The sequence below is a fragment of the Neobacillus muris genome (assembly GCF_943193175.1).
Taxonomy (GTDB): Bacteria; Bacillota; Bacilli; order Bacillales; family Cytobacillaceae; genus Neobacillus; species Neobacillus muris.
In genome coordinates, this window is record NZ_CALPDF010000036.1 from 41,226 (window position 1) to 52,018 (window position 10,793).

The window sequence follows — 10,793 nt, forward strand, 5'->3', positions numbered from 1 at the left end:
TTTAAGTGGGAGGAGGTAAGAGATGAATCGGATCTTCCGTAATACCATCTTTTATTTATTGATATTTTTAGTCATTATTGGTGTTGTAAGTTTCTTTAACGGAAGTAATGAGCCTACTGATCATATTAAATATGACGAGTTCATTACTCATTTGGAAAATAATGAAGTCGCTTCATTCTCAATGCAGCCGGAACGCGGTGTTTATGAAGTCCGCGGCCAGCTTGATAATGATGTAGATAATGGTAAAAAGTTCATCACGTATATCCCAAGCAGTGAACAAATCATTGATCGTATTAACCAATCGGATTCAAAGGTGGAAGTGATGCCCGCTAAGGAAACAAGCGGCTGGGTAACATTCTTTACTTCCATTATTCCGTTTGTGATTATCTTTATATTGTTTTTCTTCCTCATGAACCAAGCCCAGGGCGGCGGCAGCCGAGTCATGAACTTCGGCAAATCTAAGGCAAAGCTCTATAACGACGATAAGAAAAAGGTTCGTTTTAAAGATGTAGCCGGTGCCGACGAAGAAAAAGCTGAATTAGTTGAGGTTGTTGAATTCCTGAAAGACCCGCGCAAGTTCTCTGAATTAGGGGCGCGGATTCCTAAAGGCGTCTTGTTGGTGGGACCTCCTGGGACAGGTAAAACCTTGCTTGCCCGTGCGGTAGCCGGTGAGGCAGGCGTGCCGTTCTTCTCAATCAGCGGTTCCGATTTCGTGGAAATGTTTGTCGGAGTTGGTGCATCCCGCGTTCGTGATTTATTTGAAAATGCCAAGAAAAATGCTCCATGTATTATCTTTATAGATGAAATTGATGCCGTAGGACGTCAGCGCGGTGCCGGTTTGGGCGGCGGCCACGATGAACGTGAGCAGACATTGAACCAATTGTTAGTTGAAATGGATGGATTCGGCGCCAATGAAGGAATCATTATTATCGCCGCTACTAACCGTCCGGATATTTTGGACCCAGCGTTACTGCGTCCAGGACGTTTTGACCGCCAGATTACTGTCGACCGTCCAGATGTCAATGGCCGTGAGGCGGTATTGCGGGTACATGCACGCAATAAACCGCTTGATGAATCTGTCAATTTAAAGAACATTGCAATGCGTACACCAGGATTCTCCGGTGCAGACCTGGAAAACCTGTTAAATGAAGCTGCGCTAGTGGCTGCAAGACAAAATAAAAAGAAAATTGATATGGTCGATATCGATGAAGCGACCGACCGTGTTATTGCCGGACCTGCTAAGAAGAGCCGTGTTATATCTCAAAAAGAACGGAATATTGTCGCTTTCCATGAAGGCGGCCACACTGTTATCGGATTAGTGCTGGATGAGGCTGATATGGTCCATAAGGTGACAATTGTCCCTCGCGGCCAGGCTGGCGGATATGCCGTTATGCTGCCAAGAGAAGATCGATATTTTATGACTAAGCAAGAATTACTGGATAAAATTGTTGGCCTATTAGGCGGCCGTGTGGCAGAAGAAATTGTGTTTGGCGAGGTAAGTACCGGTGCCCATAATGACTTCCAGCGTGCGACCGGCATTGCCCGAAGAATGGTTACGGAGTTTGGGATGAGTGATAAGCTTGGTCCTCTCCAATTTGGCCAAAATCAAGGCGGTCAGGTATTTTTAGGGCGTGACCTTCATAATGAGCAGAACTACTCAGATGCCATTGCATATGAAATTGACCTGGAAATCCAGCGGATCATTAAAGAGTCATATGAAAGATGTAGGCAGATTCTTACTGAAAACCGTGATAAGCTTGACCTGATTGCTAAGACCCTTCTGGAAGTCGAAACACTGAATGCAGAACAGATTCATTATCTTGTTGAGAATGGCCGCCTGCCAGAAAATCCTGCTGAGCTTGAAACGGTTAAATTGGACAGCAAGAATGATGAAGATGTCAAAGTAACCATTAAGAAGAAGGATGAAGAGGAAAAGTCGATCTTGGATCTTCCTCCTGAAGATATCGATTATAAATAGAGTGCTTCTTATGAAGCACTCTTTTTTTTTCTTCCTTATCTAATTATGGTATTATGTTGCCATGTGACGAAGAATATTTCGAAAAAGTGAGTGATAGATGTGATTTTCGTAATTGATGTAGGGAATACCAATATTGTTCTTGGGGTATATGATGGTGACCAATTGAAATATCATTGGCGGGTGGAAACGAACCGCCACCGGACAGAAGATGAATTTGGCATGAATGTCAAAGCTTTATTTGATTATTCAGGGTTAAGCTTTTCAGATATTAAAGGCATTATTATCTCATCGGTCGTTCCGCCAATCATGTTTGCGCTGGAACGGATGTGCCAAAAATATTTTCACATTAAACCATTAGTTGTCGGCCCGGGAATCAAAACAGGGTTAAACATAAAATATGATAATCCAAAAGAGGTAGGGGCAGACCGGATCGTGAATGCGGTTGCAGCCATTCAAGAATATGGAAGTCCGCTGATTATTGTCGATTTTGGGACGGCAACTACCTATTGCTATATCAATGAAGAACGCCAATACATGGGAGGCGCAATTGCGCCAGGAATCGGCATCTCGACGGAAGCATTATACTCGAGAGCAGCTAAACTGCCAAGGATTGAAATCGCACGCCCTGAAGGGGTGATTGGCAAAAACACGGTATCAGCCATGCAGTCGGGAATTGTGTATGGCTATGTTGGGCAGGTTGAAGGAATTGTAAAACGAATGGTTGGCCAAAGCAAAAAGACACCGACTGTGATTGCAACGGGCGGACTATCGAAGTTAATCGCCCAGGAATCCACCGTTATTGATATTGTTGACCCATTTTTAACATTAAAAGGATTGCGGCTTATCTATGCCCGGAACTTGGATACGATAAAGAATAGCAGCGAGAAAGGGGTATAAGGATGAAAGATTATTTAGTAAAGGCACTTGCGTTTGATGGAAGGATCAGGGCATATGCCGCTTGTACAACAGAGACGGTAAGTGAGGCGCAGCGGCGTCACCAGACATGGCGGACTGCATCTGCAGCACTTGGCCGCGCGATGACAGCCGGTGTGATGATGGGGGCGATGCTGAAGGGGGAGGACAAGCTAACCATCAAAATCAATGGCGGAGGACCGATTGGGGCGATTATTGTCGACAGTAATGCCAAAGGTGAGGTCCGCGGGTATGTGGGCAATCCGCAAGTTGATTTTGAACATAATGAACACGGCAAGCTCGATGTCCGCCGCGCGGTGGGAACGGATGGCTTATTGGCGGTTGTCAAGGATATCGGGCTCCGTGATTTCTTCTCTGGACAAGTGCCGCTTGTGTCAGGGGAATTAGGAGAGGATTTCACCTATTACTTTGCGGTATCTGAGCAAACACCATCATCTGTCGGTGTCGGAGTCCTTGTCAATCCAGATGATACCATTTTAGCGGCCGGAGGATTTATTTTGCAGATCATGCCGGGGACAGACGATGAAGTCATAAGCAAATTGGAAGAACGATTAAAAACCATCCCCCCTGTTTCGAAATTAATAGAGCAAGGATTATCCCCGGAACAACTATTAGAAAGATTATTTGAGAAAGAAAACGTAAAAATCATGGAAACCATGCCGATTCATTTCCAATGCACTTGTTCAAAGGAACGGTTTGCTGATGCCATCATCGGACTAGGGGCAAATGAAATTACAGCTATGATTGAAGAGGACGGACAGGCTGAAGCTCACTGCCACTTCTGCAATGAAAAATACCTGTTTACTAAAGAGGAATTAGAAAAACTTAAGCAAGAGGCAAAATAACCTTTTTTGGCGGAGGAGAAAGATTTGGGGAAGAAGCAGCTTTGGATGGTAATTGCCGGGCTAATCATGCTCAATTGTTTGACCGTAGCCTTTTTTCTTTCAAAAGAGACAGATGCCGATGGCGCTGCAAGCAGCGAGACGGTTGCAAGTGTAGGAAACGAGGAAATTACAAGGCAGGATTGGCTTCATGAGCTTGAAACCAGATATGGAAAAGATGTATTAAAGGATATGGTGGACCAGAAGGTGGTTCAAGAATTGGCAGCCAAGTATCATATAAAGGTGGCAGACTCGGAAGTTGACAGGGAATACCGTCTGCTTCAGGCCACCAATCATTCTTTTGACCAAAAAAACTATCCTTCTGAGAAAAAGTGGAAGGAACAGGTCAAAAATAGCCTGCTCCTAGAAGAAATTTTAACCAAAGATGCCATTGTTTCAGATAAAGAGATTAAAAATTACTATGACAAAAATAAAGATTTATATAACGTGCCGGAAGCCTACCATCTAGCACATATAGTGGTAAAGACAAAGCAAGAGGCAGAAAAGACCTTAAAGGAATTAAAACAGGGGTCAAGCTTCTCCGCGTTGGCCATGGAGCGTTCGATAGATGAGTTTTCAGCGAATGAAGGCGGGGATATAGGTTATATTACAAGAGAGGATGAACTTTATCCTGCCAATTATATAGAGACTGCAAAAAAACTCAAGAAAGGCACTTACGGCGGCCCGATCAAAACCGGCCAGGGTTATGCCATTGTGAAACTGGAAGGGAAATTCAAAGGCAAGTCGTATTCGTTTAAAGAGGTAAAAAACCAAATCCGCCGGCAAATTGCACTGGAACAAATGAACACCCCGGCGTCAGCGGAACCGCTTTGGGATGCCGCCAAGGTGGATTGGTTTTATGGCAGTGCAAAAGAAGCACAATAAACACAGGATTTATTTCTGTGTTTTATTTTTGAAAATATTTCAAATTATTTAGGAAATCTGGTGCAAATGGATTGACAATACAAGGTTTAAACTGTTAAATTTTATATAAATCCAATAAAAATACTCGGAATAGAGGTGCCATTATGGTTCGTGTAGCAAATTCAGTTACCGAATTAATCGGTCAAACACCAATTGTGAAGTTAAACAGAATAGTAGATGAGAACAGTGCAGAAGTCTATTTAAAGCTGGAGTATTTTAACCCTGGCAGCAGTGTAAAAGACAGAATTGCCTTGGCTATGATTGAAGCGGCTGAAGAAAAAGGTTTAATCAAGCCAGGCGAGAGCACCATCATCGAGCCGACCAGCGGCAACACTGGAATCGGCCTTGCAATGGTAGCATCGGCAAAAGGATACAAAGCCATTCTTGTTATGCCGGAGACTATGAGCTTAGAAAGAAGAAACCTTCTTCGCGCCTATGGTGCAGAGCTTGTTCTAACGCCTGGTCCAGAAGGAATGAAGGGAGCTATTGCAAAGGCGGAAAGCCTAGCTGCGGAACATGGCTACTTCATGCCGCAGCAATTTAATAACGAAGCAAACCCAGAAGTTCACCGCAGAACGACCGGTAAAGAAATTGTCGAGCAAATGGATCAATTAGATGCATTTATTGCTGGAATCGGTACTGGCGGAACGATCACTGGTGCAGGTGAGGTTCTTCGCGAGAAGTTTCCAGAAATTAAAATTTATGCAGTTGAACCAACGGATTCCCCAGTTTTATCTGGAGGAAAACCAGGTCCACATAAAATTCAAGGTATTGGTGCTGGATTCGTTCCTGAAGTTCTTAATACGGAAGTTTACAGTGAAATTGTTAAAGTTGGTGGAGAGGAAGCATTTGCAGCAGCGCGCCGTGCAGCAAGAGAAGAAGGAATTCTTGGCGGTATTTCTTCGGGTGCTGCCATTCATGCAGCGCTCGAAGTGGCTAAAAAGCTTGGAAAAGGCAAAAAAGTTCTCGCCATTGTTCCTGATAACGGCGAACGTTACTTAAGTACTCCACTTTATCAATATGATGCTGAATAATCACAAAAAGGTCTTGGCTGCTGTCAGGGCCTTTTTTATGCAGAAATTATGAAAACAAACAGGTTTTCCTGTATGATAAAAGAGATGAACTTTGCATAGGGGGGGAACCAATGAAACAGGATCTAGGACAAATTCAATGCGGCCCATATGCTCTCAATTATTCAAAGAAAACGATAATAATGGGTATTTTAAACGTCACACCGGATTCTTTTTCCGATGGGGGAAAATATAATCAAATGGATAAAGCCATCGAACGCGCGAAGCAAATGGCAGCGGATGGAGCTGATATCATTGATATTGGCGGGGAATCGACACGGCCGGGCCATACTAGAATCTCTGATGAAGAGGAAATCGAGCGGATTGTCCCGGTCATCGAGGCGTTGGCCGAGCATGTTCAAGTGCCTTTATCTGTTGATACATATAAGTCGGAAGTGGCTATACAGGCCATTAAGGCAGGTGCTCATATCATAAATGATATTTGGGGTGCGAAGGCGGATGACAAAATGGCTTTAGCTGCAGCCGAACTTGGGGTTCCAATCATCCTAATGCATAATAGACGTGAAGCGCATTACCATCATTTTGTCAGGGATGTTTTGAACGACATTTACGAGAGCATTGCTTTGGCAAAAAAAGCCGGGATTAAGGATGAGAATATCATTTTGGACCCGGGCATTGGCTTTGCTAAAAACTATCAGGAAAACCTGCTCATGATGCAGAATTTGGACAAGCTGGCCATGCTTGGCTATCCGGTATTGCTGGCGGCTTCCCGGAAAAGAATGATTGGCGAAGCATTAGGCCTTCCGGTAAATGAAAGACTAGAGGGTACCGGTGCTACGGTCTGTTATGGGATTCAAAAAGGCTGCCAAATGGTACGCGTCCATGATGTTAAGGAAATCAGCCGTATGGCGAGGATGATGGATGCTTTAATGGGGAAAGGTGAACAAAGTGGATAAAATTTATGTGAAAGGAATGGAATTTTACGGCTATCATGGTGTTTTTCCGGAGGAGACCATTCTCGGCCAGCGGTTTATCGTGGACCTGACCGTTTCTGTGGATTTAAAAAAAGCTGGTAAAACGGATAACCTCAATTATTCCGTTAATTATGGCGAGCTTTATCAGCTGTGCAAGGAAGTTGCTGAAGGAGAACCTAAGAAATTAGTGGAAGCGGTGGCTGAGACTATTGCTTCCAGAGTCCTAGAGCGGTTTCAGCCAGTGTCTGAAGTAATTGTTAAAGTGATAAAACCAGATCCTCCGATACCAGGGCACTACGATTCTGTAGCGGTAGAAATTACAAGGGGGAGATAAAAAGTGGAAAACACAGCATTTATTGCACTTGGCTCAAATATGGGAAACCGTTATGATAATATGATGAGTGCTATCAGCCAATTAACTGGCAATAAAGATATTCAGCTGGAAAATGGCTCTTCTATTTATGAAACAGATCCCGTTGGCTATGAGGACCAGGATCTATTTTTAAATATGGTTATCAAGGTAACCACAGACCTGAATCCATATCAATTATTGGACCGGTGCCTTTTAATTGAATCAACCCTTGGAAGGAAAAGGGAAATAAGGTGGGGTCCAAGAACATTAGACCTTGACCTTCTCCTCTATAACCAAGAAAATATTGAAACAGAGAAGTTAATTGTCCCACACCCGCGAATGCTTGAACGGGCATTTGTGATGGTGCCATTATTGGAGTTAAATCCTGATTTACGGATGTTCGATGAAGAACGGATCACAGCATGGTTAACTAGATTACCTAAAGAAGGAGTCCGAATATGGAAGCGGAAAAATGGGGAAGACGTATCCGAGCCTATCGGAAACTAAAGGGGTATACCCAAGAAAGCTTTTCCAAGAAACTAGGCGTATCAGTTTCCATCTTGGGAGAGATTGAAAGAGGGAACCGTCTGCCTGGAGATGATTTGTTAAAAAGAATAGCCTCGAGCCTAAATATAAGCCTTGATGATTTAACACCTGAAGAAAAATAACAAAAGATAGGAGGGAAGCTCATGTTAAAAATCGGGAACATCGACATGAAGAACCCTGTTGTCCTCGCTCCGATGGCAGGGGTCTGCAACTCTGCATTCCGCTTGACGGTTAAAGAGTTCGGTGCTGGATTAGTTTGTGCCGAGATGGTCAGTGACAAGGGTATCGTTTTTAAAAATGAAAAAACGTTGAACATGCTTTACATCGATGAACGGGAAAAACCGTTAAGCTTGCAAATTTTCGGCGGTGAAAAAGAAACCCTCGTTGAAGCGGCACGATTTGTAGACCAAAATACAAATGCTGATATTATTGATATTAATATGGGCTGCCCGGTTCCCAAAATCACAAAATGTGATGCCGGAGCCAAATGGCTGCTGGATCCAAATAAAATTTATGAAATGGTATCTGCTGTCGTGGCTGCTGTAGAAAAGCCCGTTACCGTAAAAATGCGAATGGGTTGGGATGAAGATCATATTTATGCGGTAAAAAACGCTCAAGCCGTTGAACGGGCAGGCGGACAGGCTGTAGCCCTGCATGGCCGGACACGGGTCCAAATGTACGAGGGTACAGCCAACTGGGATATTATCCGGGAGGTTAAGCAGTCTGTTGGTATTCCAGTTATCGGAAACGGTGATGTAAAAACACCTCAGGATGCAAAAAGAATGCTGGAAGAAACAGGTGCCGATGGCGTCATGATCGGACGGGCGGCGCTTGGTGATCCGTGGATAATTTACCGGACAGTGCAGTATTTAGAAACTGGCAAGTTGATGGGGGAACCGCCTGTACGCGAAAAAATGGATGTCTGCATTCTTCACTTAGACCGCCTGATTGCTCTGAAAAACGAGGATATCGCCGTACGCGAAATGCGCAAGCATGCCGCCTGGTATCTAAAGGGAGTCCGCGGAAATGCAAACGCCCGCAGCGCAATTAACGAATGCCTAACACGCGGACAATTAGTCGCTGTATTAAATGAATTGGTTGTGGAGGCAGAAGCAAGGGAACAAGAACAAGCTATAGTTAGTTAAAGCTTCTGCCTAATTGATGCTTATTTTCGGCCCGCAATAAAAACTGCCAGTGCAAAACTGGCAGTTTTTATTTTAATTAAACATTTTTGATGTCTGAACACTTGATTTTGTGTAAAATAATATAGTATGTGAAAAAATGTCCAAGTAGAATGCCTAGCGATATACATATTTAGAAATATTGGAGTTGATTAAAACATGAGTCAGGAAGAATTAAATGACCAATTAATAGTCAGACGTGAAAAAATGGCGGAAATGCGGGAAAATGGCATTGATCCGTTTGGAAAGCGATATGATCGAACTCATACTGCCAGAGATGTGCAGGCTGAGTACGGTGAATTGGAAGCCGAAGAGCTAGAGGCAAAAAGTGGTTCCGTCCGACTTGCCGGCCGTATCATGACGAAACGCGGCAAAGGAAAAGCAGGATTCGCCCATATTCAAGATTTAACAGGACAAATCCAGATTTACGTTAGACAGGATGCAGTCGGGGAAGAGGCTTATCAAATTTTCAATTCCGCCGACCTAGGTGACCTTGTCGGAGTAGAGGGAACTGTTTTTAGAACAAAAATGGGTGAACTATCAATCAAAGTGAAGGAATTTACCTTCCTAACAAAGGCACTGCGTCCATTGCCTGATAAATTCCACGGCTTAAAAGATATTGAGCAGCGCTATCGCCAGCGTTACTTGGATCTTATCATGAGCCAGGAAAGCAAAGAAACATTTATTACCCGCAGTAAAATCATCCAAGCAATGCGCCGTTACTTGGATGACCACGGATACCTGGAAGTAGAAACACCAATGATGCATGCTATAGCCGGGGGAGCTGCTGCTCGTCCGTTCATTACGCATCATAATGCTCTGGATATGCCGTTATTTATGCGGATTGCTATTGAGCTTCATTTAAAACGATTAATTGTCGGCGGTCTAGAGAAGGTCTATGAAATTGGACGTGTATTCAGAAATGAAGGAGTTTCTACCCGGCATAATCCTGAATTCACCATGATTGAGCTTTACGAAGCCTATGCAGATTTCCGTGATATCATGAGCCTTACGGAAAATTTGATTGCCCATATTGCTCAAGAGGTATTAGGTACGACAAAAATCCAATATGGAGAATATGAGGTAGATTTAACACCGCAGTGGAAGAGGCTTCATATGGTGGATGCCATCAAAGAATACACTGGCGTCGACTTCTGGAAAGAAATGAGTGTTGAAGAAGCCCGTTCTCTTGCAAAGGAACACGGGGTAGAAATTACTGAACACATGCAATATGGGCATATTGTAAATGAATTCTTCGAGCAAAAGGTAGAAGAAAAACTGATTCAGCCAACCTTTATTTATGGGCACCCGGTTGAAATTTCTCCGCTTGCAAAGAAAAATGAAGAAGATCCAAGATTCACGGATCGTTTTGAGTTATTTATCGTAGCCCGTGAACATGCCAACGCATTTACAGAATTAAATGATCCAATTGATCAGCGGGAACGTTTTGAATCCCAGCTAAAAGAGCGCGAACAAGGTAATGATGAAGCGCACATGATGGATGAAGACTTCGTGGAAGCATTAGAATATGGCATGCCGCCTACTGGTGGTCTGGGCATTGGTGTTGACCGCTTAGTGATGCTATTGACCAATTCGCCATCCATCCGTGATGTGCTGTTATTCCCGCTAATGCGCCAACGCTAATAGGAAAACGCCGAATGATTCGGCGTTTTTTTATTACATTTATAGCAGTATCTGATCGTTGAAGCTTTTAAAAAAAGATAGTATTAGAATTAGAAAATTACAACTTTAAAATAATCCTAAAAAAACTATTGCACCAAACTAATAATGGTGATATATTATTATCTGTTGCCGCGAGACATTAAGTCTCCGACAAAGAATTTTTTAAAAAAAGTTGTTGACTTTAAGTTGATAACTTGGTATCATAATAAAGTCGCTTTTGAGTGACGGGTTGCTCTTTGAAAACTAAACAAACAAAAACGTCAACAATAAAATATTCGTTTCTTTTTGAAATGAAGCCAACGTTATTTTT

11 protein-coding genes are annotated in these 10,793 nt (G+C 43.3%); all 11 read left to right on the forward strand.

The window, feature by feature from the left end; translation table 11 throughout:
* Positions 1-22 precede the first annotated feature (22 nt).
* Positions 23-1,978 carry an ATP-dependent zinc metalloprotease FtsH gene (gene ftsH / locus NFS43_RS18885; protein WP_251554331.1) on the forward strand — a complete coding sequence of 652 codons (1,956 nt, stop codon included), beginning with the start codon at positions 23-25 and terminating at the stop codon, positions 1,976-1,978.
* 99 nt (positions 1,979-2,077) lie between these two features.
* On the forward strand, positions 2,078-2,875 hold the full coding sequence (locus tag NFS43_RS18890; RefSeq protein WP_251554344.1) for a type III pantothenate kinase: 798 nt from the start codon (positions 2,078-2,080) through the stop codon (positions 2,873-2,875).
* Positions 2,876-2,877: 2 nt separating this feature from the next.
* Positions 2,878-3,756 (forward strand): Hsp33 family molecular chaperone HslO, encoded by an 879-nt coding sequence (gene hslO, locus NFS43_RS18895; protein ID WP_251554332.1) that lies wholly within the window; start codon positions 2,878-2,880, stop codon positions 3,754-3,756.
* A 24-nt stretch (positions 3,757-3,780) separates the two neighbouring features.
* Positions 3,781-4,677, forward strand: coding sequence for a peptidyl-prolyl cis-trans isomerase (locus NFS43_RS18900; RefSeq protein WP_251554333.1), 897 nt, complete (start codon positions 3,781-3,783; stop codon positions 4,675-4,677).
* A 143-nt stretch (positions 4,678-4,820) separates the two neighbouring features.
* Positions 4,821-5,750, forward strand: a complete 930-nt coding sequence (gene cysK / locus NFS43_RS18905; RefSeq protein WP_251554334.1) for a cysteine synthase A — start codon at positions 4,821-4,823, stop codon at positions 5,748-5,750.
* Between the two features lie 110 nt (positions 5,751-5,860).
* Positions 5,861-6,703: a dihydropteroate synthase gene (folP, locus tag NFS43_RS18910; RefSeq protein WP_251554335.1), complete on the forward strand. Its 843-nt coding sequence runs from the start codon at positions 5,861-5,863 to the stop codon at positions 6,701-6,703.
* The gene (gene folB, locus NFS43_RS18915) at positions 6,696-7,055 is read left to right on the forward strand and encodes a dihydroneopterin aldolase (RefSeq protein WP_251554336.1); all 360 of its coding nucleotides are present in this window, start codon (positions 6,696-6,698) and stop codon (positions 7,053-7,055) included. The genes folP and folB overlap by 8 nt, the downstream gene beginning before the upstream one ends.
* A 3-nt stretch (positions 7,056-7,058) precedes the next feature.
* Positions 7,059-7,580, forward strand: a complete 522-nt coding sequence (gene folK / locus NFS43_RS18920; protein ID WP_251554337.1) for a 2-amino-4-hydroxy-6-hydroxymethyldihydropteridine diphosphokinase — start codon at positions 7,059-7,061, stop codon at positions 7,578-7,580.
* Positions 7,532-7,741: a helix-turn-helix domain-containing protein gene (locus tag NFS43_RS18925; protein WP_251554338.1), complete on the forward strand. Its 210-nt coding sequence runs from the start codon at positions 7,532-7,534 to the stop codon at positions 7,739-7,741. The genes folK and NFS43_RS18925 overlap by 49 nt, the downstream gene beginning before the upstream one ends.
* Before the next feature lie 21 nt (positions 7,742-7,762).
* Positions 7,763-8,764, forward strand: a complete 1,002-nt coding sequence (gene dusB, locus NFS43_RS18930) for a tRNA dihydrouridine synthase DusB (protein WP_251554339.1) — start codon at positions 7,763-7,765, stop codon at positions 8,762-8,764.
* Between the two features lie 195 nt (positions 8,765-8,959).
* Positions 8,960-10,444, forward strand: coding sequence for a lysine--tRNA ligase (lysS, locus tag NFS43_RS18935; protein ID WP_251554340.1), 1,485 nt, complete (start codon positions 8,960-8,962; stop codon positions 10,442-10,444).
* The last annotated feature ends 349 nt before the right edge of the window (positions 10,445-10,793 follow it).